We start from the raw sequence: 24,494 nt of genomic DNA on the forward strand, positions 1-24,494 counted from the left end.
ACCATGGCAAACGCGCATAGCGGAAAAATGATCGTCGGGCTGGACATTGGCACCTCCAAGGTGGTGGCGCTGGTGGGTGAAGTCGGCGAAGACGGTACCCTGGAGATCGTCGGGATCGGCACCCATCCATCCCGCGGCCTGAAGAAGGGCGTGGTGGTGAACATCGAATCGACCGTGCAGTCGATCCAGCGTGCCGTCGAAGAAGCCCAGCTGATGGCCGGCTGCCGTATCCACTCGGCGTTCGTCGGCGTGGCCGGCAACCATATCCGCAGCCTCAACTCCCACGGCATCGTCGCCATCCGCGACCGTGAAGTCAGTCTCGCCGACCTCGAGCGCGTGCTCGACGCCGCCCAGGCGGTGGCCATTCCCGCCGATCAGCGCGTGCTGCACACCCTGCCGCAGGACTACGTGATCGACAATCAGGAGGGTGTGCGCGAACCGCTGGGCATGTCGGGCGTGCGCCTGGAAGCCAAGGTTCACGTGGTCACCTGCGCGGTCAACGCGGCGCAGAACATCGAGAAATGCGTGCGTCGCTGCGGCCTGGAAATCGACGACATCATCCTCGAGCAGCTCGCTTCGGCGTACTCGGTGCTGACCGACGACGAAAAGGAACTGGGCGTTTGCCTGGTGGATATCGGCGGTGGCACCACCGACATCGCGATCTTCACCGAGGGCGCGATCCGTCACACCGCGGTGATCCCGATCGCCGGCGACCAGGTCACCAACGATATCGCCATGGCCTTGCGTACGCCGACCCAGTACGCCGAGGAAATCAAGATCCGCTATGCCTGCGCCCTGGCCAAGCTGGCCGGTGCCGGCGAGACCATCAAGGTGCCGAGCGTGGGCGACCGTCCACCGCGCGAATTGTCGCGCCAGGCCTTGGCCGAGGTGGTGGAGCCACGTTACGACGAGCTGTTCACCCTGATCCAGGCCGAGCTGCGCCGCAGCGGCTATGAGGACCTGGTGCCGGCCGGCATCGTCCTTACCGGCGGCACCGCGAAGATGGAAGGGGCCGTGGAACTGGCCGAGGAAATCTTCCACATGCCGGTGCGCCTTGGCGTGCCGCACAGCGTTCGGGGCCTGAGCGACGTGGTACGCAACCCGATTTATTCCACCGGCGTGGGCCTGCTCACCTACGGGCTGCAAAAGCAGTCCGAGGACCTGCCCCTGACCGGCAACAGCAGCAACAACAGCTATGGCGAGGAACCGAAGGCCCCAGTGCTTGAGCGATTCAAGCGGTGGGTCCAGGGCAACTTCTAAGTTTCAAAGCAGTAGTGGTAGGCGCGACAACTAGAGAACTGAAAGGAGAGGGAAAATGTTCGAGCTCGTAGACAACGTCCCGCAAAGCCCGGTCATCAAGGTGATCGGCGTCGGCGGTGGTGGCGGCAATGCCGTCAACCACATGGTCAAAAGCAACATCGAAGGTGTGGAGTTCATCTGCGCCAACACCGATGCCCAGGCGCTGAAGAACATTGGCGCGCGCACCATTCTGCAGCTGGGTACCGGCGTGACCAAGGGCCTGGGCGCAGGCGCCAATCCGGAAGTCGGCCGCCAGGCCGCGCTGGAGGACCGTGAGCGCATTGCCGAGGTGCTGCAGGGCACCAACATGGTGTTCATCACCACTGGCATGGGTGGCGGTACCGGAACCGGTGCTGCACCGATCATCGCCGAAGTCGCCAAGGAAATGGGCATTCTCACCGTCGCGGTGGTGACCCGTCCGTTCCCGTTCGAAGGCCGCAAGCGCATGCAGATCGCCGACGAGGGCATCCGTATGCTGGCAGAGAGCGTCGACTCGCTGATCACCATCCCCAACGAGAAGCTGCTGACCATTCTGGGCAAGGATGCCAGCCTGCTGTCCGCCTTCGCCAAGGCCGACGACGTGCTGGCCGGCGCCGTGCGTGGTATCTCCGATATCATCAAGCGCCCAGGCATGATCAACGTCGACTTCGCCGACGTACGCACCGTCATGGGTGAAATGGGCATGGCGATGATGGGCACCGGTTGCGCCAGCGGTCCGAACCGCGCGCGCGAAGCCACCGAGGCGGCCATCCGCAACCCGCTGCTCGAAGACGTCAACCTGCAGGGCGCCCGCGGCATCCTGGTGAACATCACCGCAGGTCCAGACCTGTCGCTGGGTGAATACTCCGATGTCGGTAGCATCATCGAAGCCTTCGCCTCCGACCACGCGATGGTCAAGGTCGGCACCGTGATCGATCCGGACATGCGCGACGAACTGCATGTGACCGTGGTCGCGACCGGCCTGGGCGCACGTATCGAGAAGCCGGTGAAAGTGGTCGACAACACCCTGCAGACCGCCCAGCAGGCCTACGAGGCATCCAACCCGGCACCGGCGCGTCAGGAGCAGCCTTCGGTGAACTACCGTGACCTGGAGCGTCCGACCGTGATGCGCAACCAGGCCCATGCAGGTGCCGCAGCAGCAGCTAAACTCAATCCTCAGGATGACTTGGACTATCTGGATATCCCGGCTTTCCTGCGTCGTCAGGCCGATTGATGGAATTTATCAGGGGTATAGGGGTGATTGGTGTTCAGCAAAGGCCGGGTCTGTTATCATCCCCAGCCTTTGTTGATACCTGTTCGCAATTTGCGCTGAAGCGGCCAATGCCATGATTAGACAACGCACCCTGAAGAATACCATCCGTGCCACAGGTGTCGGTCTGCACTCCGGGGAGAAGGTCTACCTGACCCTCAAGCCTGCACCTGTTGACACCGGCATCGTCTTCCGTCGCGCCGACCTCGACCCTGTGGTCGAAATCCCGGCGCGCGCGGCCAACGTCGGCGAGACAACCATGTCGACGACCCTGGTCAACGGTGACGTCAAAGTCGATACGGTCGAGCACCTGCTCTCCGCCATGGCGGGCCTGGGCATCGATAACGCCTACGTCGAGCTCTCCGCCTCGGAAGTGCCGATCATGGATGGCAGCGCCGGTCCCTTCGTATTCCTGATTCAGTCTGCCGGCCTGGAAGAGCAGGACGCAGCCAAGAAGTTCATCCGTATCCTGCGCGAAGTGACAGTGGAGGAGGGCGACAAGCGCGCTACCTTCCTGCCGTTCGACGGGTTCAAGGTGAGCTTCGAGATCGACTTCGATCACCCGGTGCTACGCGACCGGACCCAGAGTGCCAGCGTCGACTTTTCCAGCACCTCGTTCGTGAAGGAAGTCAGCCGCGCCCGGACCTTTGGTTTCATGCGTGACATCGAGTACCTGCGCAAGCACAACCTCGCGCTGGGCGGTAGTGTCGAGAACGCCATCGTCGTCGACGAAGACGGCGTGCTCAACGAAGACGGTCTTCGCTACGAAGACGAATTCGTCAAGCACAAGATCCTCGACGCCATCGGCGACCTCTATCTGCTGGGCAATAGCCTGATCGGCGAGTTCAAGGGCTACAAGTCCGGACACGCGCTGAACAACCAGCTGCTGCGCAAGCTGATCGCCGAGAAAGACGCTTGGGAAGTGGTCACTTTCGAAGATGCCAGTACGGCACCGATCTCGTACATGCGCCCTGTTGCGGCCGTGTAAGTTCGAACACTCTCTAGTTCATTGAGGCCACCTTCGGGTGGCCTTTTTTATGGGTATTGGCTTGGGTTTTGTGGTGGAGCGGATATCGAGCGCCGCCCCACCACAAAACCATAGCCAGCCCCCTAACCCTTACCCTTGCCATGTGCAGCCAGGCGCTCAAGAGCGGCGCGCAGCTTGGGGTCGGCGATGCCTTCGGCGGTGTCGCGCAGGCTTTCAGCGGCGTTTTGGGACAGCTCGGTCATGTTGCTCCCCCGCTTGGCCGGCACCAGCGGCGGCTGCACCTTGTACTGAATCCGTTGCAGATTGCCGAAAGCCTCCAGCGCTTGCAGTTGACGCATCAGTCGCTTCTGCTGGTAGCGCAAGCGGGTGGCCCAGTGGCCGTCGGTAACCACCAAAAGCAAGGTGCCATCGCGCCATGAGGCCACGTGGCAATGGGCACGTGCGGCCGGCTGCAGCTGGCTTTCCAGCAGCCGCTGCAAGTGCTCCAAGCGCTCGGCCTGGTTGAGCAGCAGGCGCAGCGGGCGAACCTGTCGCAACAAGGCGGATGGCGGCTGGGCGGGGGACGGTTTGAAGGCCATGGAGGTATGCATGAGATTACAAGATTGGCAGTCTAACACCTCTGTAGTCTGCACTGGCTCTCGGTGGGCAGGTTACGAGTCACTCTTGCTACCTTTCATGAAACAGCGGGTTGAACTCCCGCAAAATGCCCCTATCTTAGAAAAGCCCCTGCCAAAGCGCTGTGCCAGCATCGTGGAAATCCACCACTTTCCTCACCATCGTTTCCGGGTAGAATGCTCGTTCGCATGCGGCCTCAGGGCTGCACGGGCGACTCATGGGGCCGCCCTCCATCCCTAAGTGTGGAAGATCCTGCCGATATGTTTGCGCCTTTGTTAAAAAAACTTTTTGGAAGCAAGAACGAGCGTGAAGTCAAACGCATGCTCAAGACGGTAGCTATCGTCAATGCCTTCGAAGAGAAGATGGTGGCCCTCTCCGACGAGCAACTGCGGGGCAAGACCGCAGAGTTCAAGGAGCGTTTGGCCAAAGGCGAGACACTGGACCAATTGCTGCCTGAAGCCTTCGCCGTGGCCCGTGAGGCCGGCAAGCGTGTGATGGGCATGCGCCACTTCGACGTACAGCTGATCGGCGGCATGACCCTGCACGAGGGCATGATCGCAGAAATGCGTACCGGTGAAGGCAAGACCTTGGTCGGTACCCTGGCCGTCTACCTCAACGCATTGTCCGGCAAGGGCGTGCACGTGGTAACCGTCAACGACTACCTGGCCCGCCGCGACGCCAACTGGATGCGCCCGCTGTACGAATTCCTCGGCCTGACCGTAGGTATCGTCTCGGCATTCCAGCCGCCGGAAGAGAAGCGCGCTGCCTATGCGTCCGACATCACCTACGGCACCAACAACGAATTCGGTTTCGACTACCTGCGCGACAACATGGCGTTCAGCCAGGAAGAGAAGTTCCAGCGTGAGCTGAACTTCGCCGTGATCGACGAAGTCGACTCGATCCTCATCGACGAAGCCCGTACCCCGTTGATCATCTCCGGCCAGGCCGAGGACAGCTCCAAGCTGTACATCGAGATCAACCGCCTGATCCCGCGTCTGACCCAGCACATCGAGGAAGTCGAAGGCCAGGTCACCCAGGAAGGCCACTTCACCATCGACGAGAAGAGCCGCCAGGTCGAGCTCAACGAAGCCGGTCACCAGTTCATCGAAGAAATGCTCACCCAGGCCGGCCTGCTGGCCGAAGGCGAGAGCCTCTATTCGGCGCACAACCTCGGCCTGCTGACCCACGTCTACGCTGGCCTGCGTGCGCACAAGCTGTTCCATCGCAACGTCGAGTACATCGTCCAGGACGGCCAGGTCCTGCTCATCGACGAGCACACCGGTCGTACCATGCCAGGCCGCCGTCTGTCCGAAGGCCTGCACCAGGCCATCGAGGCGAAAGAGAACCTGAACATCCAGGCCGAGAGCCAGACCCTGGCTTCGACCACCTTCCAGAACTACTTCCGTCTCTACACCAAGCTGTCCGGCATGACCGGTACCGCTGACACCGAGGCGTTCGAGTTCCAGTCGATCTACGGCCTCAACGTGATGGTCATCCCGCCGAACAAGCCGCTGGCGCGTAAGGACTTCAACGACCTGGTGTACCTGACCGCCGACGAGAAGTACGCCGCGATCATCGCCGACATCAAGGAAAGCATGGTGGTTGGCCGTCCGGTGCTGGTGGGTACCGCGACCATCGAAACCTCCGAGCACATGTCGAACCTGCTGAAGAAGGAAGGGATCGACCACAAGGTACTGAACGCCAAGTACCACGAGAAGGAAGCCGAGATCATCGCCCAGGCCGGTGCCCCAGGCGCGCTGACCATCGCTACCAACATGGCCGGCCGTGGTACCGACATCCTCCTGGGTGGCAACTGGGAAGCCGAAGTGGCTGCTCTGGAGAACCCCAGCGCCGAGCAGATCGCCCAGATCAAGGCCGACTGGCAGAAGCGTCACCAGCAGGTCATCGAGTCCGGTGGTCTGCACGTGATCGCCTCCGAGCGCCATGAATCGCGCCGTATCGACAACCAGCTGCGTGGCCGTTCCGGCCGTCAGGGCGACCCTGGCTCCAGCCGTTTCTACCTGTCCCTGGAAGACAGCCTGATGCGTATCTTCGCCTCCGACCGGGTGAAGAACTTCATGAAGGCCCTGGGCATGCAGTCCGGCGAAGCCATCGAACACCGCATGGTCACCAATGCCATCGAAAAGGCCCAGCGCAAGGTCGAAGGCCGCAACTTCGATATTCGTAAGCAACTGCTCGAATATGACGACGTAGCCAACGAGCAGCGCAAGGTGATCTACCACATGCGCAACAGCCTGTTGGCGGCCGAGAACATCGGCGACACCATCGTCGAATTCCGTAAGGAAGTGCTCGATGCCACCATCAGCCAGCACATTCCGCCGCAGTCGCTGCCCGAGCAGTGGGATGTGGCCGGCCTCGAGGCATCGCTGGCCAGCGACTTCGCCATCAAGCTGCCGATCCAGCAATGGCTCGACGAGGACGATCACCTCTACGAGGAGACCCTGCGCGAGAAGCTGCTGAACGAAATCACCAGCGCCTACACCGAGAAGGAAGACCAGGCCGGCATCGAAGCCCTGCGTACCTTCGAGAAGCAGATTCTGCTGCGTGTCCTGGACGACCTGTGGAAGGACCACCTGTCGACCATGGATCACCTGCGCCACGGTATCCACCTGCGTGGCTACGCGCAGAAGAACCCGAAGCAGGAGTACAAGCGCGAGTCGTTCGCCCTGTTCCAGGAACTGCTCGAGTCGATCAAGCGCGACACCATTCGCGTGCTGTCGCACGTTCAGGTCCGTCGCGAAGATCCGGTCGAGGAGGAGGCCCGTCTGCGCCGCGAGGCCGAGGAGCTGGCCAGCCGCATGCAGTTCCAGCATGCCGAAGCCCCTGGCCTGGAGAGCGAGACACAAGCCGAAGAGGGTGCTGAGGTAGCGGTGGCCACCGCACCGGTGCGCAACGACCTCAAGCTGGGCCGCAACGAGCCGTGCTGGTGTGGTTCGGGCAAGAAATTCAAGCACTGCCATGGTCAGATTGAGTGATCTGATCCATCCGCTGTAATCTGACAACATCGGGGCCGCTGGGCGGCCCATTCGCGGCACAAGGCCGCTCCCACTGGGAAATCGCCCCTTGCATGAGGCGCGGTCCCTGTGGGAGCGGCCTTGTGCCGCGAATGGGGCGCGAAGCGGCCCCGCTCTTCCTTCGACTGTTCACCGTATTTCTAGGAGCGCTCTAATGGCTGTTGGTCTTGGTCCTTTGCCCACCCTGCACCCGGTGCCGGGTTTTGAACTTGGTATCGCTTCTGCCGGCATCAAGCGTCCAGGGCGCAAGGATGTGGTGGTCATGCGTTGTGCCGAGGGCTCCAGCGTCGCGGGTGTGTTCACCCTCAATGCTTTCTGTGCAGCACCGGTGATCCTCTCCAAGCAACGTGTGCAAGGCACCGTGCGTTATCTGCTGACCAACACCGGGAACGCCAACGCCGGCACTGGCGCACCTGGCCTGGCTGCCGCCGAACGCACCTGCGCCAAGTTGGCCGAGCTCGCCGGCGTGCCGGCGGAGTCGGTGCTTCCGTTCTCCACCGGCGTGATCGGCGAGCCGCTGCCGGTCGAGAAGATCGAAGGTGCGCTGCAGGCTGCGCTGGACAACCTGTCGGAAAACAACTGGGCAGAGGCCGCCACCGGCATCATGACCACCGACACCCTGCCCAAGGGTGCCAGCCGCCAGTTCCAGCACGATGGTGTGACCGTCACCGTGACTGGCATCAGCAAGGGCGCCGGCATGATTCGTCCGAACATGGCCACCATGCTCGGCTACATCGCCACCGACGCCAAGGTCGCGCCCCAGGTGCTCAAGGATCTGATGCTCGACGGTGCCAACAAGTCGTTCAATCGCATCACCATCGATGGCGATACCTCGACCAACGACTGCTGCATGCTGATCGCCACCGGCAAGGCCAACCTGCCGGAAGTCACCGAAGCCAGCGGCGCACTGTTCGAAGCCCTGAAGAAAGCGGTGTTCGAGGTGTGCATGGAAGTGGCCCAGGCCATCGTCCGGGATGGCGAAGGCGCTACCAAATTCGTCACCGTGCAGGTCAACGGCGGTGCTAACCATCAGGAGTGCCTGGACGTTGGTTACGCCGTGGCTCACTCGCCGCTGATCAAGACCGCGCTGTTCGCCTCCGATCCGAACTGGGGCCGCATTCTCGCTGCCGTTGGCCGTGCCGGTGTGCCGGCGCTGGACGTCAGCCTGATCGATGTTTACCTCGATAGCGTCTGCATCGCCAGCCAGGGTGGCCGCAGCCCGAGCTACACCGAAGAGCAGGGTTCGAAGGTGATGGCTCAGGAGGAAATCACCATCCGTATCGAGCTGGGCCGTGGCCAGTGCAGCGAAACCATCTGGACCACCGACCTGTCCCACGAGTACGTGAAGATCAACGCCGAATACCGTACCTGATGCCATCCTAGAGCCGCTTCCCGGCCATCGCCGGCTCGCCGACGATGGCTGCGAAGCAGCCCGAATACCCTCGGAAATGGAGCCGAACCATGACCTATCACCTGATCATCGGCGACAAGCTGTATTCCTCCTGGTCGTTGCGCGGTGCGCTGGCCCTCGAGCTGGCCGGCGTGCCTTATGAAGAAACGCTGATCAAACTCAACCAGCCCGACACTCGCCAGCGCCTTCTCGCATTCTCCGCCAGCGGCAAGGTGCCGCTGCTCAAGACCGAGCATGGCGTGATCGCCGACTCTCTGGCCATTGCCGAATACCTCAACGAGCAGCACCCCGACGCCCAGCTGTGGCCGGCGGACGTCGCCGCCCGAGCCCAGGCTCGCTCGGCGTGCGCGCAGATGCACAGCGGCTTCTTCGCCCTGCGCGGTGCCATGCCGTTCGACCTGTCACGCGACGAGGGGCTGGAATCGGTACCCCTGGACGTGCAGATCGATATCGACCGGATCGTCGCGCTGTGGTCCGAATGCCGTCTGGTGGCCAAGGACAGTGGGCCGTTCCTGTTCGGCAAACCAACCCTGGCCGACGCATTCTTCGCCCCCGTAGCCGTGCGCCTGCGTACCTATCGTGTCGAAGTACCGGCCGAGGCCGCGGCCTACATCGAGACCATCTACCAGTGGCCGGCCTTCCAGGTCTGGCAAAAAGCCGGCTTGGCGGAGCGTGAAGGGTGAAGCGGATTCATGTAGCGGCCGCGGTGATCCGTGGCACCGACGGGCGCATCCTGATTGCTCGGCGTGCCGATACTCAACACCAAGGGGGACTCTGGGAGTTTCCCGGGGGCAAGGTGGAGCCGGGAGAAAGTGTCGAGGCGGCCCTGGCCCGTGAGCTGCGCGAGGAGTTGGGGATCGAGGTGAGTCGGTCGCGGCCGCTGATCGCGGTCAGCCATGATTACCCGGACAAACACGTACTGCTGGAGGTGCGTGAGGTCGAGGCATTCAGCGGCGAGCCGCACGGCGCCGAAGGCCAGCCGTTGGCCTGGGTGGCGCCTCGTGACCTGGCCCAGTACGATTTTCCCGAAGCTAACAAGCCCATCGTCGCCGCTGCTCGCTTGCCGGATAGCTATCTGATAACACCCGATGGCCTGGAAACGCCCGCACTGCTCAAGGGCATCCAGAAGGCGGTGGCCAGTGGTATCCGCCTGATCCAGTTGCGGGCGCCGGACATGTACGATCCCAAGTATCGGGATGTCGCGGTGGATGCGGTGGGGCTGTGCGCGGGCAAGGCGCAACTGATGCTCAAGGGGCCGCTGGAGTGGTTGGGGGACTTCCCGGCGGCCGGCTGGCACCTGACCGCCGCGCAGTTGCGCAAATACGCCGCCAACGGTAGACCATTTCCGACCGCGCGCTGGCTGGCGGCCTCCTGCCACAACGCAGAGGAACTGGCGCTTGCGCAGCAGATGGGCGTCGATTTCGTCACCCTCTCGCCGGTGCAGGCGACCCAGACTCATCCCGAGGCAGTGCCATTGGGGTGGGATGAGGCGCAGCGCTTGATTTCGGGCTTCAACCAGCCGGTTTACCTGCTGGGAGGGGTTGGGCCGGGTGAGCGGGAGAAGGCCTGGAATGCCGGAGCCCAGGGGGTTGCCGGAATTCGCGCATTCTGGCCTGAGACCTGAGTATCTGGGGCCGCTTTGCGGCCCATTCGCGGGACAAGCCCGCTCCCACAGATATCGCCTTGATCTTTTAGCTTGCAGAGCCCCTGTGGGAGCGGGCTTGCCCCGCGAATGGGCTGCAAAGCAGCCCCAGCGATATCAGCCCTGAGGCTTATCCGCAGGCTGCCATAAGACCTCAGCCACCCCCTGCCGCCGCCCGATGATCCGCGCCGCGACGAACAGCAGATCCGAAAGCCGGTTGATATACGCCAACCCAAGCCCCTCCAGCGGCTCCAGCGCATTCAGTTGCTGGCAGCGTCGCTCGGCGCTGCGCGCCAGGCTGCGGCACACATGGGCCTGGGCCACCAGAGCCGAACCACTGGGGAGGATGAAGTTCTTCAGCGGCCCCATCTCCTCATTCCAGACATCGATCGCCATCTCCAGGCGTTCCACCTCGGCCTGGTTCAACGCCTGGTAACTGGGCATCGCCAACTCGCCCCCAAGGTCGAACAAGCGATGCTGGCACGGCGCCAATACCTCACTGACCTCATCCAGCCCGTGTTCGGCCAGCCCGGCCAGCAGCAGCCCGAGCTGGCTGTTGAGGCTGTCGACCTCGCCGATCGCCTCGATGCGCGGGTGGTCCTTGGGCACCCGCCGGCCATCGCCCAGGCCCGTTTCGCCACGGTCGCCGGTGCGGGTGTAGATTTTCGACAGGCGATAGCCCATGGTCATGCCTCCGTCTGGCCGGTCACTGCAGGTGCCGGCTGGCCAAGGGGCAGGCGCAGCGTGAAGCAAGTGCCCTGGCCGGGCGTGGACTGCACTTCCATCTGCCCCTTGTGGTTGTTGGTGATGATGAAGTACGAAACCGACAAGCCGAGCCCGGTGCCCTGGCCGATTTCCTTGGTGGTGAAGAATGGCTCGAAGGTCCGCTTGCGCACCGTTTCGGGCATGCCGATGCCGTTGTCCTCGACCTGGATTTCCGCCCAGGGCGGATTGAGCCGCGTCCGCAGGATGATACGCCCGGGCTCGCTAGGCTGGGGGCGCTGATGAATGGCCTGGGCGGCATTCTTGAGCAGATTCAGCAGCACCTGTTCCAGTTCGTTCGCGGTGCACGGTACCGGACCCAGTTCGGGGTCGAACTGGCGAACGATGGCCTGGCCCTTGAAATCGAAGCCAATGGTCAGGTCGAAGTCGTTGCTGGCGATTTCCACCGCCTGGTCGATCAGCGCGGGCAGATCGCAGGGGGCCAGCTGGCGGTTGCTGCGTCGGCTGAAACTGAGCATATGGGTGACGATCTTGGCCGCCCGGGCCCCCGCCTGCTGGATGCCGTCGAGCAACTGCGGCACTTCGCGGCTCTCGAGGTAACGGTTGACACTGGGCAGGTCAATGCCCAGCTCGGCAGCCTGCTCCTGGTTGCGCGGCAGCTCCGGTGACAGGCGCCGACGAATGTTCTGCACGTTATGCAGAATCGCTCCCAGCGGGTTGTTGATCTCGTGGGCCATGCCAGCGGCCAGGCCACCCACCGAGAGCATCTTTTCGGATTGCACCATCATCTCTTCCAGCGACAGGCGCTGGGTGATGTCGTCGATACGGATCACCACGCCACGGCCGCCCCCGCCCATCAGCGGGTAGAAGGTCAGGGCGTAGTGCCGCAGATCCTCGTCCTTGGGCCAGGTGACCCGCTCTATCTTGGCTACCCGATGTTTCTCGACGCTTTCCTTGAGTTGCGGCAGGAAAGGCTTGAGCGGTTCGAAGGCGATGAAGATCGGCTGGTTCAGCGCTTCGTCCAGAGGAGTGCCGGAAAGCACCGTGGCCTCGTGATTCCACTGAGTGACGTAGAGCTGCTCGTCGAGAGCGATGAGCGCCGAGGGCATGGAGTCGATGATGCTGTTGAGGTAGTTCTGGAAGCCCGTGAGTTTTTTCTCGATCTTGCTGCGGACCTGGACTTCCAGTTCCAGCTTGCGGTTGGTGTGGCGGGTTTCCTCGGCCAGGCCCTGAGCCTGGTCGTAGGCATTCTGGAATTCGTCGCGGGTACGCTTGAGCTGCTGCTCGCGGGCTTCGATACGCGACAGCATGGTGTTGAACGCCTCGGCCAGGCTGCCGATCTCGTCGTCGTTGCCACGGGTGGCGCGCAAGGCATAGCTTTCTTCGCGGGTGACCTGGCGGCTGAGTTCTTCGAGCTGGTTGATCGGCTGGGTGATCAGGCGTTTGATCTGCCGGGCGATGAGCAGCCACAACAGGATGCTGAACACCAATATCGCAGCGCTGGCGGTGAGAGTGCCGGTGTAGAAGGCGGTGGGTAGTTCGCTGCTGGCCACCAGCAGCAGATGGGCCGGAGGGTTGGCATCGCGGGGCAGGCGCACCAGTTGGGTGCTGCGAAACTCCATCAGACGCCAACCATCGATACTGCGGTAGCGCTTGGGCAGCGCCAGCGGCTCGCCGTGCTGCAACTGGGCCAACAGTCGCCCGTCACCGCCATAGATGGCCGCGGCACGCAATGGGGTATAGCTATCCAGTTCCCTGAGCAGCGCCGTGGCTGACTCGGGGGTGTCGCCGGCACGAGCCGACAGCTGAGGATTGGAGACCAGCCGTCCGATGGTTTGCAGGGCCTGGGGCGCCATGCTTTCCTGGGTGATCCAGTAGGCGGCGCTGATAAAGGCCAGGTTGGCCACCAGCAGAATGGTTACCAGCAATACCAACAGGGCTGCCAGCAGCTTCTGCCCGACCGGGAGGTTTTCCAGGCGTTTGCGCAAGGTCATGGGCAAGGCAATGTCCGTATCCGATTCAAGGTGCCAGCGTCAGTCGCTGGGCAAGCCACGGGCCCGCAGATTATCGACCAGGCGCTGGTGCAGGCGTTCCAGCCGCTCCAGGTGCATGCCGTGCCGGGCAGCGGCGCGGCAGGCATGGCCGAGCAGATAGTGCACTTCGGTGCGGCGGTTGGCGCGCACGTCCTGGTACATCGAAGAGTAGTTGGCGGCGGTGGCGAGGATCACCCGCTGCACTTCCTCGCCAAGATCCTGTGCCGCTTCCGGCTGGCCACACCGATGCAGCAGTTGGCTCAGCTCTGTACACAGCGCCTCGACTTCGCCCAGATGTTCCAGCAACCCGCCATTGTGGCACTCGTGCAGCACGGTCAGCGGGTTGATCGCGCAGTTCAGTGCGAGTTTGCGCCACAGGCGAGTGAGAATGTCCACGGTCCATTGGCCAGGGATGCCGGCGTCCTGCAGGTCGTCGAACCATTCGGGCAGCGTCGGGTTGGCAGGGTCACCCAGCCAGTTGAAACCATGCCCGGCGAAGCGTACCTGCCAGTCATCCTCGCGGAACGCGCCTTCGGTGCTGGAGGCGAATATGCAGCGGGCGTGGGGAACCTGGTCGGCGACTTCGTCCTGGCTGCCCAGACCGTTCTGCAGCAATACCAGCTCGGCGCCCTCGGCCAGGCGAGGGGCCAGTCGGGCCAGGGCCGGGGCGGCGTCGTAGGCCTTGCACGCTACCAACAGACGGTGGATCGGTCCGGGCGCGTCGGCAGTTTCGCCGGGGATGGCGTACTGGCGCGCCTGATCGTGCTCGACCAGGGTCAGGCCGCCGGCTCGCTGGTAGGCCTGCAGGCGGCGATCGTCGCGCAGAATCATTCGCACGGCCTTGCCCGCAGCTGCCAGGCGGCAGGCCCAGAGGCTGCCGAGGCTACCGGCGCCGAGAATATGCCAGGTGCTGCTCATCTGCGTTTCGCAACCCGTTATAATGAGTTCGCATTTTAACCCCCTAACCCTGACGCGCTCCATCTTCAGTCCGAGCGCGCGCTCATTTTATGGAGGATAGCCATGCCGTCGTTCGACGTGGTATCGGAACTGGACAAGCACGAAGTACAGAACGCAGTCGACAACGCCATCAAGGATCTCGATCGTCGTTACGACCTCAAGGGCAAGGGCAGCTTCGAGTTCAAGGACAAGGAACAGACCGTGGTGCTGACCGCAGAGGAAGAGTTCCAGCTCGAGGCGATGCTGGAGATCCTGCGCCTGGCCCTGGTCAAGCGCAAGATCGACGTCAAGTGCCTGGAAACCAAGGACCCCTACGCCTCCGGCAAAGAGAAGAAGCAGGAAGCCAAGTTCCGCGAAGGCATCGACAAGGATCTGGCCAAGAAGATCGTCGCCACCATCAAGGACGCCAAGCTCAAGGTTCAGGCGGCCATTCAGGGTGAGCAGGTCCGGGTCACCGGCAAGAAGCGTGACGATCTGCAGGAGGCCATTGCCCTGCTGCGCACCAAGGAATTCGACATGCCGCTGCAGTTCAACAACTTCCGCGACTGAGCCAGGTTTACTCCGGAACCGAGCTGGCGCTGGCACTGTCCACCGGTTCCGAGGCCGCTGCTAGACCCGCGGCCGGTTTTCACCCGCAGTTGCCGTAACGCATCAGGAGATGGATATGGATTTGAACGCTGAGGTCGACCAGCTGGTTCGCGAGTCACAGACCTGGGTTCCCTTGATCATGGAGTACGGCAGCCGTGTGTTGCTGGCGTTGTTGACTCTGGCCATCGGTTGGTGGATCACCAACCTGGTCAGCGACCGTCTGGCCCGTCTGGTCGGCTTGAAGGTGCAAGATCCGGCCCTGCAAGGGTTCATCCGCACCCTGGCCAATGTCGTGCTGAAGATCATGCTGGCGATCAGCGTGGCTTCGATGATCGGCATCGAGACCACCTCGTTCGTGGCGGCCATCGGTGGTGCCACCCTGGCCATCGGTCTGGCGCTGCAGGGCAGTCTGGCGAACTTCGCCGGCGGGGTGCTGATCCTGCTGTTCCGTCCATTCCGCATCGGCGACTGGATCGAGGCGCAGGGCGTCAGCGGTACCGTCGACAGTATCCAGATCTTCCATACCGTGCTGCGCACCGGTGACAACAAGACCGTCATCCTGCCCAACGGTACGCTGTCCAACGGGATCATCACCAACACCAACCGTCAGCCCACGCGCAAGGTGATCTTCGATGTCGGCGTGGACTACGAGGCCGACCTGCAGACCGCCCGCAATGTGTTGCTGGAATTGGCCCAGGACCCACGCGTGCTGGCCGATCCAGCGCCCCAGGCAGTGGTGTCGACCTTGGGCGACAGCTCGATCACCGTGTCGCTGCGGCTGTGGACCAAGACCGCCGATTATTGGGACGTGATGTTCATGCTCAACGAGCAGGCCCGTGATCGTCTGAAGGCCGAAGGCATCGATATTCCGTTCCCGCAGCGGGTGATCCGCGTGGTGCAGGAGACTGCCGCGCAGTAACGCCTGTTCCAGGTCGGGGCCGCTCTGCACCCCTTCGCGGCGTTTCGGCGCGAAGGGGTGCAGAGCGGCCCCGACTTTTTCCGACTTTTTACACTTGTTCACAGTAACCCTCCGCCATTTCTGGCATATACCCTGACCCCTCCTGCTTTCACCCCAAACGCCGCCATGAAACCACTGCTGTACATCACTCCCTTGCGAGCCCTGCTGTTCGGCTTGACCCTGGCCCTGTTCGAGCTGCTGACGTACCTCGCCAGCGACGCTGTGATGCCGGCCATGCCGGTGGTGGTCGAGCACCTGGATGCCAGCCCGCAATACATTCCGCATGCGTTGAACCTGTACCTGCTGGGCGGCGTGGTCCTGCAGTGGCTGATCGGTCCGCTGGCCGATCGTTACGGTCGACGTCCTTTGTTGCTGGCCGGTTGTGGGGCATTCGCGCTGGCCTGCGTGGCCACCTATTGGGTGCAGGACATCGCGCTGTTCAACCTGTTGCGGCTGTTGCAAGGCGTTGGCCTGGGCTTCGTGGTGACGGTCAGCTATCCGGCACTGAACGAAGCGTTCAGCGAAGCCGATGCCGTGCGCATGATGGCGTTGCTGGCCAACATCGCCTTGTTGTCGCCGCTGCTCGGGCCGTTGGTGGGTACCTTGATGCTGCAATGGCTGGATTGGCGCTGGCTGTTCGTGGCGTTCGCCGCCGGCGCGGTACTGGTCTGGCTGCTGCTGTACCGGCTGATGCCGGAAACCCTTGGGGTGGAGCGGCGCGATGGCTCACGCCTGGCGTTCACACCGATCCACTTGTTGCCGTTGCTGGCAGGCTATGGGCAGTTGCTGGCCAACCGCCGGTTCGTGGCCGGGAGCGCTGCACTGGGATTGGTGGGCTTGCCGTTGATTGGCTGGATCGGCTTGTCGCCGGTGTTGCTGATCCATGACGAGGGATTGAGCACCTTGGAGTACGCCTTGTGGCAGTTGCCGGTGTTTGGCGGCCTGATCATCGGCAACCTGATCATCAACCGCATCGCCGACCGCTACCCGTTGCCGGCGCTGGTGCGTGGGGCTCTGTGGCCGTACCTGGCGGGATTGTGCCTGATGGTCCTGACGACCTGGTGGTGGCCGACGGTGACCAGCCTGGTCGCCGGCATGTCCCTCTATGCCTTGGGTCTGGGGGTGGCCAATGCGGTGCTGTACCGCATGACGTTGTTCGCCAGCGAGCAGAGCAAGGGCCTGGTGTCGGCGATGCTGGGCATGATCACCATCGCCCTGCTCGGCCTCGGTGGCGCGTTGCTGGCGATGATCGGAGCAGGGGACAGCCTGCTGCACTTCGCCCTGGCGGCTGGGGTGGCCGGAGCGCTGGCACTGTGGCCGTTGTGGTGGGTCGTCGGTGGGCGGGCTGGGGTCGTGGCCGGCTGAAGAGGAGTATCTGGACCGGCCCTTTCGCAGGTATACCCGCGAAGAGGCCGGCACCGACCACGGCAAACGCTCAGGGCTGCTCGGCCGCCGGGTTCTCAACCGGTTGCTGCTTGCCCTTGCCCACTTCCTGGCGCCAGTGCAGCGCAATCAGGATCAGTGTCGGCACACCCAACAGCGCAGTGATCAAGAAGAAGTTGTGGTAACCGAACTTCTCCACCATCACCCCTGAATAGCCCCCAATCAGGCGCGGCAACAGCAGCATGATCGAGCTGAGCAGGGCGTACTGGGTCGCCGAGAACTTCAGGTTGGTCAGGCTCGACAGGTAGGCGACGAACGCCGAGGTGGCAAGACCCGAGCTGAAGTTGTCGAGGGAAATCGTCACCACCAGCATTTTCAGGTTGGGGCCCATGTCGGCCAGCATCACGAACATCAGGTTGGTGGCCGCCGAGGCCGCGCCGCCGATGAACAGGATCGGCAGGATGCCGAAGCGCACGATCAGCAGGCCGCCGGCGCCAGCGCCGACCAGGGTCATGATCAGACCGAAGATCTTGCTGACGCTGGCGATCTCGTCCTTGGTGAAGCCGGTGTCGATGTAGAAAACGTTGGCCATGACGCCCATGACCGTGTCCGACATACGATAGGTGGCGATCAGGCCAAGCAGCAGCAGAGCCTGCCAACGGTAACGGGTGATGAAGTCGTTGATCGGCGTCAGCACCGGTGCCAGGCCGCGTCGGCCCATGCCCGACAAACATGCCCAGGTCAGCGACACGTAGAGGATCAGGCGCAGGAAAGCGCGGTCTTCGAGCAGCAGATCGAGTGGCGTGGCATCGCCGGAGATGACGCTGGACCAGCCGGTGTTGAACATCTGCGTGAAGCTGGCAGGCACCGAGACCAGCAGGATGATCAGCACGAACACCGAGGCCATTTGATGGACCAGACCGTAGCGTGCCGCCGACAGCTGAGTGCGCATCGGTACGGCAGGCTCGCGCATGACCAGGGTGGTGAACAGCGCGGGCAGCATCATCACGCCAAACAGCATGTAGGTACCGGCCCAGGCTTTGTGCAGGTAGGCGAATCCGGTGGAGCCGAACCATTCGGCGAAGAACAGGGCGCCGGCCGTGGCCAGCAGCGCAGCGACCCGGTAGCCGGCCATATAGCTGGCGGCGAGGGCGGCTTGGCGTTGATCGTCGGCGATCTCCAGGCGGTAGGCATCGACGGCGATGTCCTGTGTGGCCGAAGCGAAAGCCACCAGTACCGCCAGGGCGATCAGCCACGACAGGTGTTGCTGCGGGTCGCACAGGCTCATGCCGACCAGCCCCAGCACCACCAGCGCCTGCGACAGCAGCAGCCACGAGCGACGCCGGCCGAGGCGACCGAGCAGGGGCAGGCGCCACTGGTCGAGCAGCGGCGACCAGACCCACTTGAAGGCATAGGCCAAACCGATAAGGCTGGCGTAGCCAATGGTCTCGCGGGCCACACCAGCCTCGCGCAGCCACACCGACAGGGTCGAAAACACCAGCATGTAGGGCAGGCCGGCGGCAAAGCCGAGCAGCAAAAGCACCAGGGTTGACGGGCTGGCATAAGCAGCGAGCGCAGCGCGCCAGGTTTTACGGGGCATGGGCCAACATCTGCCTCAAGTTTTCGAAAACAAAGCGCGCACTCTAACCGCTGTGCTCCATCGGGCGCCAGCCATGGCGGTTCATATCCACACGATTATTGGTCACATTTACACCCTCTGCGCGCAGGCGCGCACGTTGTTCGTCGCCACCTGGCGTGCCCAATGCCAGGCTCAGGCGGCCACCGGCGCCGAGGACCCGGTGCCAGGGCAGGCGAGTATCGGCCGGAAGCTGGCTGAGTGTGCGACCGACCCAACGCGCGGCGCGGCCGAGCCCTGCCAGTTCGGCCAACTGGCCGTAGCTCACCACTTTGCCGGCGGGGACTTGGCCGAGCACCGAATACAATGCCGTTCGTCGGGCCTCGGGGCTGTCCGCGACGGGGAGTAGATCAGCGGACATCCGCGGCTCCTGGGGGCTGTGATGAAACCGGACGAATGGTTCGACAAATGAGCGTTGAACTCAACGGCATGGTCTGGGTCTGTCCTTGTTCTGGTCGTCGGTATCTGGATAATGCCCGGCTTTTTTCGTCAAATCGAACCCGTAGTCAGCTTATGTATTCTAGATTCCTGCTATGCACGTTTGCCGCCTCCCTGTGTGCCACCCCCGCTTTAGCCGATACCGTCTTCATGAAGAACGGTGACAAGCTCAGCGGCACCATCAAGGTCTTCGATGGTGGCAAGCTGGTACTCGACACCCCTTATGGTGGGACCATCGCTTTGGACTGGAAGCAGGTTCAGACCCTGGAAAGCGACCAGGAGCTGCTGGTCAAGCAAGACGCCTATACCGGCGAGAAAGCCAAGTCGCTCAGTGCCGCGGAGCCCGGCAAGGTCACCCTGGCCAATGGCGAGGCACCCAAGACCGTCGACCTGGCCAGTATCCAGCAGATCATGAAGCCCAAGCCGCTGGTCGAGGACTTTTCCTGGAAGGGCAACGTTGACGTGGCGATGGACTACAAGCGCGCCGAAACCGACACCGACGACTACGACATCAGCTTCAAGACCACCGCCCGCCACGGCCGTTGGCGGCACAACGCCGAAGGCGAATACAACCGCGAGACCCAGGACGACGTCACTACCACCGACAACTGGAGCGCCGAATACGCCCTCGACCGCTTCATCACCGATAAGTGGTTCTGGCAGGGGCGGGCGGAGTACAAGCGTGACCAGATCGAAGATCTGGCCCGCCAGCGGACCATCGGTACTGGCCCTGGTTATCAGTTCTGGGACGACGAACTGGGGGCGTTCTCGCTGGGTTCGCTGATCAACCGCACCGACTTCGAGTACCAGGACGGCGCCAAGGACAATTTCTATTCGGCAGCGGTGAAGTGGGACTACACCCGCTACCTGATCGGCAAGAACATCCAGCTGTTCACCAATGGCGAGCTCGCCAAACCGCTGGGCGGTGTGGCCGATTACTCGCTCGATGCCGAGGTCGGTTTGCGCTACAAGGTCACCGAGTGGGCCTCGCTAAACCTCAAGGCGGAAAAAGACATCATCAGCGGCACGCGCGACAGCGACCTGGACAAGACCCGCTACACCGCAGGCTTCGGCGTGACCTGGTAGGCGCTGGCTTGCCGGCGCTGAAGCGCGCTTGGGCACAAATGGCAGTGGCTGCTCGGCCTGATAATGCTTATCTTGTCAGCCATCCAGTCCGCTGCCAGGAGCGTCCTTCGTGAGTACCAACGCCATCCGCCCCGCCCGGGAACTGCTGCTCAAGGAATACCGTGGCGTGCTCTCGACCCACTCCAAGTCGATGCCCGGTTTTCCTTTCGGTTCGGTGGTGCCCTATTGCCTGGACGCCCAAGGCCACCCGTTGATCCTCATCAGCCGGATCGCCCAGCACACCCACAACCTGCACAAGGACCCCAAGTGCTCGCTGCTGGTCGGGGAGCGCGAGGCCGAGGATGTCCAGGCCGTCGGCCGTCTGACCGTGATGGCCGAGGCGCACAAGCTGGAGGACACGCAAGCCATCGAGGCCGCAGCCGAACGCTACTACCGCTTCTTTCCCGACGCCGCCGACTACCACAAGGCTCACGACTTCGATTTCTGGGTGCTGCAGCCGGTACGCCATCGCTACATCGGCGGGTTCGGCGCGATCCACTGGCTAGACCAGGTCACCCTCGCCAATCCCTTCGCTGGCAAGGCCGAGGCGGGCATGATCGCGCACATGAACGCTGACCATGCCAATGCCATCGCCCACTATGTCGAGCTCACCGGTCTGCCGCGCCATGCCCAGGCTGAGATGGTCGGCATCGACAGCGAGGGTATGCATCTGCGCATTGGCCAGGGCATCTACTGGCTGCCTTTCCCGAGCGTCTGCAATACACCGACACAAATCCGCGAGGCCCTGGTTTTGCTGGCCCGCGCCGACCAATGGCCGACCGCTGCGGTTACCGAGGCTTGAAATTCGGAGCGTGCGCATCCATCTGAGGTCTTATTGGAAGGTTATCTTCCGTCGAGGAACCCTTGATGCGTGCTTTTCTACTGCTGTTTCTGATTTTTCCGGTGCTGGAGTTGTTTGTCTTCGTCAAAGTCAGCGCCGCCATCGGTTTTTTCCCGGCGCTGCTGCTGATCATCGCCGGCTCCGCACTAGGTGTACTGGTGCTGCGCGTGGCCGGTCTGGCCACGGCGCTGCGTGCGCGTGAAAGCCTGCAGCGTGGCGAGCTACCCGCCGAAGACATGTTCCAGGGCATGATGATGGCCGTCGGCGGCGGCCTGTTACTCCTGCCAGGCTTCATCAGCGACGTGCTGGGCGTGCTCTGCCTGCTGCCGTTCACCCGACACCTGGCCGCGCGCAAGATGCGCCAGCGGGCCGAGGAGCAGGCCATGCGCCAGCGGGCGTTCCAGGACGATCCTTTTCAGGCACGACCGCGAGAGGCAGGCCAACGGCCGAATGTCATCGAAGGCGAGTACGAACGTCGCGACAAGTAACCCCACATTTGCAACGGCCCCGCGAGGGGCCGTTTTTCGTCGTGCCTGGCCAGGATGAAAAATTTTATATTCAAGGCCTTGTAATTGTTTCGGGCGACCTCATGTATGTGGTCACCGCAAGGTTTCTGGTGGCGACACCAGACATTACACAGGTGACTCGCCCCTGGCGGGTCACTCCCGGCAACGCCGGACCGCATCAAAACCGCCGGTGTCGACACCGGCCGATGAAAACCACAATTTGGGAGAGATCGACAATGAAGCTTCGTCCTCTGCATGACCGCGTAGTCATCCGTCGCAGCGAAGAAGAATCGAAAACCGCTGGCGGTATCGTCCTGCCGGGTTCGGCCGCTGAAAAACCAAACCGCGGCGAAGTCGTCGCCGTCGGCACCGGTCGCATCCTGGACAACGGCGAAGTACGTGCGCTGGCCGTGAAAGTGGGTGACAAGGTGGTTTTCGGCCCTTACTCGGGCAGCAACACCGTGAAAGTCGACGGCGAAGACCTGCTGGTAATGAGCGAGAACGAAATCCTCGCCGTTGTCGAAGGTTGATTTTTCCGACTTACCGTTACTCCAAAGAATTTCAAGGATTAAACGATCATGGCTGCTAAAGACGTAAAATTCGGCGATTCCGCTCGTAAGAAAATGCTGGTTGGTGTCAACGTTCTGGCTGACGCGGTAAAAGCGACCCTCGGCCCGAAAGGCCGCAACGTGGTTCTGGCCAAGAGCTTCGGCGCGCCGACCATCACCAAGGACGGCGTTTCCGTCGCCAAAGAAATCGAGCTGAAAGACGCCTTCGAAAACATGGGCGCCCAGCTGGTCAAGGAAGTCGCTTCCAAGGCCAACGACGCTGCCGGTGACGGCACCACCACCGCTACCGTCCTGGCCCAGGCCATCGTCAACGAAGGCCTGAAGGCCGTCGCTGCCGGCATGAACCCGATGGACCTCAAGCGCGGTATCGACAAGGCCACCGCTGCCGTCGTCGCCGAACTGAAGAACCTGTCCAAGCCATGCGCCGACTCCAAGGCCATCGCTCAGGTCGGTACCATCTCCGCCAACTCCGACAACTCCATCGGTGAAATCATCGCCGAAGCCATGGAAAAAGTCGGTAAAGAAGGCGTGATCACCGTTGAAGAAGGCTCGGGCCTGGAAAACGAACTGTCCGTCGTAGAAGGCATGCAGTTCGACCGTGGCTACCTGTCGCCTTACTTCGTCAACAAGCCAGACACCATGGTTGCCGAGCTGGAAAGCCCGCTGCTGCTGCTGGTCGACAAGAAGATCTCCAACATCCGCGAACTGCTGCCAGTACTGGAAGCCGTTGCCAAGGCCGGTCGTCCGCTGCTGATCGTGGCTGAAGACGTCGAAGGCGAAGCGCTGGCGACCCTGGTCGTCAACAACATGCGCGGCATCGTCAAGGTTGCAGCGGTCAAGGCGCCAGGCTTCGGCGACCGTCGCAAGGCCATGCTGCAGGACATCGCCGTCCTGACCGGCGGCCAGGTCATCTCCGAGGAAATCGGCCTGACCCTGGAAACCACCACCCTGGAGCACCTGGGTAACGCCAAGCGCGTCATCCTGTCCAAGGAAAACACCACCATCATCGATGGTGCTGGCGTTGACGCCGACATCGAAGCACGCGTCAAGCAGATCCGTGCTCAGATCGAAGAAACCTCTTCGGACTACGACCGTGAGAAGCTGCAAGAGCGTCTGGCCAAGCTGGCTGGCGGTGTTGCCGTGATCAAGGTCGGTGCTGGCACCGAAGTTGAAATGAAAGAGAAGAAAGCCCGCGTCGAAGATGCCCTGCACGCTACCCGTGCAGCTGTCGAAGAAGGCGTGGTGCCTGGCGGTGGTGTTGCCCTGGTTCGCGCCCTGGCTGCCATTGTCGACCTCAAAGGTGACAACGAAGACCAGAACGTCGGTATCTCGCTGCTGCGCCGCGCTGTAGAAGCCCCGCTGCGCCAGATCACCGCCAACGCCGGCGACGAGCCAAGCGTTGTTGCTGACAAGGTCAAGCAAGGTTCGGGTAACTACGGCTACAACGCTGCAACCGGCGAATACGGCGACATGATCGAGATGGGTATCCTCGACCCAGCCAAGGTCACCCGTTCGGCCCTGCAAGCCGCAGCTTCGATCGGCGGTCTGATGATCACCACCGAAGCCATGGTTGCCGACCTGCCGGAAGACAAGCCAGCTGCTGGCATGCCTGACATGGGCGGTATGGGTGGCATGGGCGGCATGATGTAAGCCAGCCTTACCCCCTGCACCAAGAAAAAGCCCTGGCTCGTGAGAGCCAGGGCTTTTTCGTTTTCCTTGTCCGGGCCCCTTCGCCGGCAAGCCCGCGAATCAGGCGACGCGGTGCTCGGCGGCTGGCACCTCAGCCAGGCCCTTTCGATACAGCACCAAGTAATACGACCCCAACCCGATCAACCAGCAGAACACCGCCGTCCATACGTTATGCGACAGAAAATGCGCACCCTGCATCATTCGTCCGACCGACAATACCGACCCGGCCACGAATGCCACCGCCAGGGCCACTCGCGCCAGCCGTGGGCGCCGGTCGCGCAGCATGAAGAACAGCCCGAACAGGCAAAATCCGGTCGCCGCATGGCCGCCCGGCCAGCACAGCCCGGGTTTGTCGGTGGCCGGACGCGGTTCGAGCAGCTTGCTGTAGGTCTCCTTGCCACCGAACTGAGTGAGGCTCCATGGGCATTGGACCTGGGTTACCTTCTTCAGTGGCGTGACGAAGGCCGTGGACAGGCTCAGCGCCAGCACCAGGCAACCCAGCTCGCGGCGCCAGCCGAACAGGCGCTTGTAGAAAAAACTCAGGGCGAACACCACCAAAGCCACGACGCCCAGCACGATCACGCCCTGCTTGACCCGATCATGCAGGATGTTTTCCAGCCAGTAGCTGTGGCGGCCGATGAAGGCGCCAGCCACCGGATCGTAGAACAGTGTGGCGATGTCCATGTCGACCGAGGTCAGCTCCAGCAGGACCAGGGCCAAGGCGGTGGCCAGAGGGATGCCCAGATACAGCCAGACGTTGATCGGGCGAGGGCGGGTCGGTGCTTGCATGATAGCTCCAAGGCTGCAGG

General features: G+C 62.6%; 22 protein-coding genes. 15 read left to right on the forward strand and 7 right to left on the reverse strand.

Annotated features, from left to right (window positions below; translation table 11 throughout):
- Positions 1–3: 3 nt before the first annotated feature.
- The 3 genes from ftsA to lpxC all read left to right on the forward strand — a co-directional run bounded on the left by ftsA (position 4) and on the right by lpxC (position 3,536).
- Positions 4–1,260 (forward strand): cell division protein FtsA, encoded by a 1,257-nt coding sequence (gene ftsA / locus E2H86_RS16940; protein ID WP_133329860.1) that lies wholly within the window; start codon positions 4–6, stop codon positions 1,258–1,260.
- Between the two features lie 55 nt (positions 1,261–1,315).
- Complete coding sequence (gene ftsZ, locus E2H86_RS16945) at positions 1,316–2,512, forward strand: cell division protein FtsZ (protein WP_133329862.1); 1,197 nt, start codon at positions 1,316–1,318, stop codon at positions 2,510–2,512.
- A 112-nt stretch (positions 2,513–2,624) separates the two neighbouring features.
- The gene (lpxC, locus tag E2H86_RS16950; RefSeq protein ID WP_133329864.1) at positions 2,625–3,536 is read left to right on the forward strand and encodes a UDP-3-O-acyl-N-acetylglucosamine deacetylase; all 912 of its coding nucleotides are present in this window, start codon (positions 2,625–2,627) and stop codon (positions 3,534–3,536) included.
- 122 nt (positions 3,537–3,658) lie between these two features.
- Here the strand turns inward: lpxC and E2H86_RS16955 are convergent, their stop codons facing one another.
- Positions 3,659–4,114, reverse strand: coding sequence for a DUF721 domain-containing protein (locus tag E2H86_RS16955; RefSeq protein WP_133330022.1), 456 nt, complete (start codon positions 4,112–4,114; stop codon positions 3,659–3,661).
- A 297-nt stretch (positions 4,115–4,411) separates the two neighbouring features.
- Between E2H86_RS16955 and secA the strand changes: the two genes are divergently transcribed.
- The 4 genes from secA to E2H86_RS16975 all read left to right on the forward strand — a co-directional run bounded on the left by secA (position 4,412) and on the right by E2H86_RS16975 (position 10,221).
- Positions 4,412–7,147 (forward strand): preprotein translocase subunit SecA, encoded by a 2,736-nt coding sequence (secA, locus tag E2H86_RS16960; RefSeq protein ID WP_133329866.1) that lies wholly within the window; start codon positions 4,412–4,414, stop codon positions 7,145–7,147.
- Between the two features lie 193 nt (positions 7,148–7,340).
- The gene (gene argJ / locus E2H86_RS16965; RefSeq protein ID WP_133329869.1) at positions 7,341–8,558 is read left to right on the forward strand and encodes a bifunctional glutamate N-acetyltransferase/amino-acid acetyltransferase ArgJ; all 1,218 of its coding nucleotides are present in this window, start codon (positions 7,341–7,343) and stop codon (positions 8,556–8,558) included.
- 89 nt (positions 8,559–8,647) lie between these two features.
- Positions 8,648–9,280: a glutathione S-transferase family protein gene (locus E2H86_RS16970; protein WP_133329871.1), complete on the forward strand. Its 633-nt coding sequence runs from the start codon at positions 8,648–8,650 to the stop codon at positions 9,278–9,280.
- Positions 9,277–10,221 (forward strand): Nudix family hydrolase, encoded by a 945-nt coding sequence (locus E2H86_RS16975; RefSeq protein WP_133329873.1) that lies wholly within the window; start codon positions 9,277–9,279, stop codon positions 10,219–10,221. Before E2H86_RS16970 ends, E2H86_RS16975 begins: the two co-directional genes overlap by 4 nt.
- 135 nt (positions 10,222–10,356) lie before the next feature.
- Here E2H86_RS16975 and E2H86_RS16985 read toward each other — a convergent pair whose 3' ends face one another.
- The 3 genes from E2H86_RS16985 to E2H86_RS16995 are packed head-to-tail and all read right to left on the reverse strand — an operon-like array spanning position 10,357 to position 13,913.
- On the reverse strand, positions 10,357–10,923 hold the full coding sequence (locus E2H86_RS16985) for a cob(I)yrinic acid a,c-diamide adenosyltransferase (protein WP_133329877.1): 567 nt from the start codon (positions 10,921–10,923) through the stop codon (positions 10,357–10,359).
- Between the two features lie 2 nt (positions 10,924–10,925).
- The gene (locus E2H86_RS16990; RefSeq protein WP_133329879.1) at positions 10,926–12,956 is read right to left on the reverse strand and encodes a sensor histidine kinase; all 2,031 of its coding nucleotides are present in this window, start codon (positions 12,954–12,956) and stop codon (positions 10,926–10,928) included.
- 39 nt (positions 12,957–12,995) lie between these two features.
- Entirely contained in the window at positions 12,996–13,913 is a 918-nt protein-coding gene (locus tag E2H86_RS16995; protein WP_133329881.1) for a putative 2-dehydropantoate 2-reductase, read from the reverse strand.
- A 102-nt stretch (positions 13,914–14,015) separates the two neighbouring features.
- On the opposite strand from E2H86_RS16995, the gene E2H86_RS17000 reads away from it, so the two are divergent.
- The 3 genes from E2H86_RS17000 to E2H86_RS17010 all read left to right on the forward strand — a co-directional run bounded on the left by E2H86_RS17000 (position 14,016) and on the right by E2H86_RS17010 (position 16,863).
- Positions 14,016–14,501 (forward strand): YajQ family cyclic di-GMP-binding protein, encoded by a 486-nt coding sequence (locus tag E2H86_RS17000; protein ID WP_133329883.1) that lies wholly within the window; start codon positions 14,016–14,018, stop codon positions 14,499–14,501.
- A 115-nt stretch (positions 14,502–14,616) separates the two neighbouring features.
- The gene (locus E2H86_RS17005; RefSeq protein ID WP_133329885.1) at positions 14,617–15,459 is read left to right on the forward strand and encodes a mechanosensitive ion channel family protein; all 843 of its coding nucleotides are present in this window, start codon (positions 14,617–14,619) and stop codon (positions 15,457–15,459) included.
- A 165-nt stretch (positions 15,460–15,624) separates the two neighbouring features.
- The gene (locus tag E2H86_RS17010; RefSeq protein WP_133329887.1) at positions 15,625–16,863 is read left to right on the forward strand and encodes an MFS transporter; all 1,239 of its coding nucleotides are present in this window, start codon (positions 15,625–15,627) and stop codon (positions 16,861–16,863) included.
- Between the two features lie 70 nt (positions 16,864–16,933).
- Here E2H86_RS17010 and E2H86_RS17015 read toward each other — a convergent pair whose 3' ends face one another.
- Positions 16,934–18,481, reverse strand: coding sequence for an AmpG family muropeptide MFS transporter (locus tag E2H86_RS17015; protein ID WP_133329889.1), 1,548 nt, complete (start codon positions 18,479–18,481; stop codon positions 16,934–16,936).
- Positions 18,482–18,524: 43 nt separating this feature from the next.
- A complete protein-coding gene (locus E2H86_RS17020) occupies positions 18,525–18,878 on the reverse strand; it encodes an MGMT family protein (protein ID WP_133329891.1) in 354 nt (117 codons plus the stop codon).
- A 152-nt stretch (positions 18,879–19,030) separates the two neighbouring features.
- On the opposite strand from E2H86_RS17020, the gene E2H86_RS17025 reads away from it, so the two are divergent.
- From E2H86_RS17025 to groL, 5 genes are all read left to right on the forward strand, one after another.
- Positions 19,031–20,041 carry a DUF481 domain-containing protein gene (locus E2H86_RS17025; RefSeq protein ID WP_133329893.1) on the forward strand — a complete coding sequence of 337 codons (1,011 nt, stop codon included), beginning with the start codon at positions 19,031–19,033 and terminating at the stop codon, positions 20,039–20,041.
- Positions 20,042–20,150: 109 nt separating this feature from the next.
- Positions 20,151–20,882: a HugZ family pyridoxamine 5'-phosphate oxidase gene (locus E2H86_RS17030; RefSeq protein WP_133329895.1), complete on the forward strand. Its 732-nt coding sequence runs from the start codon at positions 20,151–20,153 to the stop codon at positions 20,880–20,882.
- A gap of 65 nt (positions 20,883–20,947) precedes the next feature.
- Positions 20,948–21,409, forward strand: coding sequence for an FxsA family protein (locus tag E2H86_RS17035; RefSeq protein ID WP_133329897.1), 462 nt, complete (start codon positions 20,948–20,950; stop codon positions 21,407–21,409).
- 254 nt (positions 21,410–21,663) lie between these two features.
- Positions 21,664–21,957: a co-chaperone GroES gene (locus tag E2H86_RS17040; protein WP_009395550.1), complete on the forward strand. Its 294-nt coding sequence runs from the start codon at positions 21,664–21,666 to the stop codon at positions 21,955–21,957.
- A gap of 48 nt (positions 21,958–22,005) precedes the next feature.
- A complete protein-coding gene (gene groL, locus E2H86_RS17045) occupies positions 22,006–23,646 on the forward strand; it encodes a chaperonin GroEL (RefSeq protein ID WP_060478110.1) in 1,641 nt (546 codons plus the stop codon).
- Positions 23,647–23,745: 99 nt separating this feature from the next.
- On the opposite strand, the gene E2H86_RS17050 is transcribed toward groL, so the two are convergent.
- Positions 23,746–24,474 (reverse strand): phosphatase PAP2 family protein, encoded by a 729-nt coding sequence (locus E2H86_RS17050; protein ID WP_133329899.1) that lies wholly within the window; start codon positions 24,472–24,474, stop codon positions 23,746–23,748.
- Between the last annotated feature and the right edge of the window lie 20 nt (positions 24,475–24,494).

The organism is Pseudomonas putida, from assembly GCF_004357765.1.
In the GTDB taxonomy this organism is placed as follows: domain Bacteria; phylum Pseudomonadota; class Gammaproteobacteria; order Pseudomonadales; family Pseudomonadaceae; genus Aquipseudomonas; species Aquipseudomonas putida_U.